Source organism: Gemmiger formicilis (assembly GCF_016901605.1).
GTDB lineage: Bacteria > Bacillota > Clostridia > Oscillospirales > Ruminococcaceae > Gemmiger > Gemmiger formicilis_B.
Map to the genome: position 1 here is coordinate 1 of NZ_JACJKP010000296.1, position 1,765 is coordinate 1,765.

Genomic DNA, 1,765 nt, shown 5'->3' on the forward strand with positions numbered 1-1,765 from the left:
CGCCCGCCGAGTAAGGAAGGGCTGCGCGTAGGCCAGTGCCCCCCCGAGCAATGTTCCGGGGGGCATCGTGCCGGTACTGCGTGCCAGGATCGTACTTCAGGTGAACCACTATGCGTGCATATAAAGTGATACAAAAGGGTCTTGTTTTCTTGGGTGGATTCCTGGTGCTCGGAATGGGGCTGATCCTGGGGAACAACCTGTGGAGAGAAAGAAAAGTGGATCTGGCGTCCCGCCAGTATATGGGGAAAACCTATGATTTCGGCTATTCCATAGAAACCATCCAGTATGATTTTGTGATGGACATTTGTCGGGTCGATATCCAGCCGGAAAGTTCATCCAAGGAACCGGCCTTTACACTTCACCTCAACGATTCCGGCGGCAGATGGCATGTTGTCACGGATTCGTTTCTTCAGGAAAAAGCCGCGGAATGGCTCTATCAGGAATGGACGGACACGCTGAAATCCTTTTGGGGAAAGGATATTCAACTGGGAATTTCCCTTGATTCACCGGAGCTCTGCAAACTGCCTCTTCAAGGGCAAAATGAATATTCCCCGCAGGATGTATGGAATGTCCCATTTGATCGGCAAATCCTGGTGCTTTCCCTTCCCGAAACATCAATCACAGAGCTTCCGGCCGTTACGGTCCTTGAAACAATTCAAACAATACAGCGAACCGTCCCCCAGTGGGACTGTCTGATGATCGTCTTTCCCGATTCAACTGCAACGGATGAAAATGCCATCCAAGCCGTCTGCCCAGGTCTGATTTTTGAACCGCTCTCGGACTTTCAAACAGAAAATGATGTAACATCCAAGAAAGTTCGTTCCCAAAGCGTGGCTTTGCACAATTTTTCCTTGCGATAATGGGTATTGGGTACACATCGGAGGATCACCTTTGTATATGAGTATATTGTCAAACAAGAAAAAACACTGCGTATGGCTCCTGGCTCTGGGCGCCGTGGCAACCTCTATCCTTACTGGATGCGATCCTACAGTTTCAAGACAACCGTTTAACTTCCTTAATTCGATTTGGGTGTGCGAGGAAGCCCATGCCTGTATAGCCGTAACCCAACAGCAAAATTTTTCCTATTCCTACGGAGAGATAGAAAAAGACGGAGAGATCATTCCTGTAACCATGGTCTACCTGACTGGGCCAAATGGTGCGATTCTTGATTTCTCCAAAGCCTATTCCGTGGAAACAATCTACACGCCGAATATCAGTGCAGACAAATACTTGTGGAGTGGAGTAATAGATTATACCCCCCAAGAATTCACACTGGAAGAAACGGATGTATATCCCGAATCAAACATTCTGTTTTCCGATGATGATCTGCCGCTGACCTTTGTCCGCTACGACCGCACCGAGGAAGAACTGCTGCCGCTGCTCCCCTGGGATGAGAAAGAGAATCTCAAAGAAGACTTTGCACCGGGGAAACTGCTGGAGCTGGGATTGGATGTCTACGCGGAAGATCCTCCCAAAGAAAAGGCAGATGGGTTCAACCTGTGGGATTTTTGGCCCGATCCCTTCGGCGTATCCGATCAAAGCGTCCCGGATGCGGCGGCCAGCGATTCCTGAAGTCTGCCATAGGCCCCCTTTTTCAACGAACAATCCAACCGTCACAGGTGAACGCAATGAACTGGATCGCAAACGAAAACATGAAAAAGCTGCTCCGCCAGTGCGGCGACGGGCAGCTGAATCTCCCGTCCGTAAAAGTATCCGCGCTGCGGGAACTGTTGTTTCCCCCGTTCAGATTGGTTCGGGACTGTGT

2 protein-coding genes are annotated in these 1,765 nt (G+C 50.0%); both read left to right on the forward strand.

Annotation, left to right across the window (positions count from 1 at the left end; translation table 11 throughout):
* Positions 1 to 110 precede the first annotated feature (110 nt).
* Positions 111 to 860, forward strand: a complete 750-nt coding sequence (locus H6B10_RS14330; RefSeq protein ID WP_204652219.1) for a hypothetical protein — start codon at positions 111 to 113, stop codon at positions 858 to 860.
* Positions 861 to 897: 37 nt separating this feature from the next.
* On the forward strand, positions 898 to 1,572 hold the full coding sequence (locus tag H6B10_RS14335; RefSeq protein WP_204652220.1) for a hypothetical protein: 675 nt from the start codon (positions 898 to 900) through the stop codon (positions 1,570 to 1,572).
* The last annotated feature ends 193 nt before the right edge of the window (positions 1,573 to 1,765 follow it).

Bases quoted from the DNA above. Each gene is read 5' to 3' on its own strand.
- H6B10_RS14330 (WP_204652219.1), top strand. From the start codon at position 111: ATGCGTGCATATAAAGTGATACAAAAGGGTCTTGTTTTCTTGGGTGGA.
- H6B10_RS14335 (WP_204652220.1), top strand. From the start codon at position 898: ATGAGTATATTGTCAAACAAGAAAAAACACTGCGTATGGCTCCTGGCT.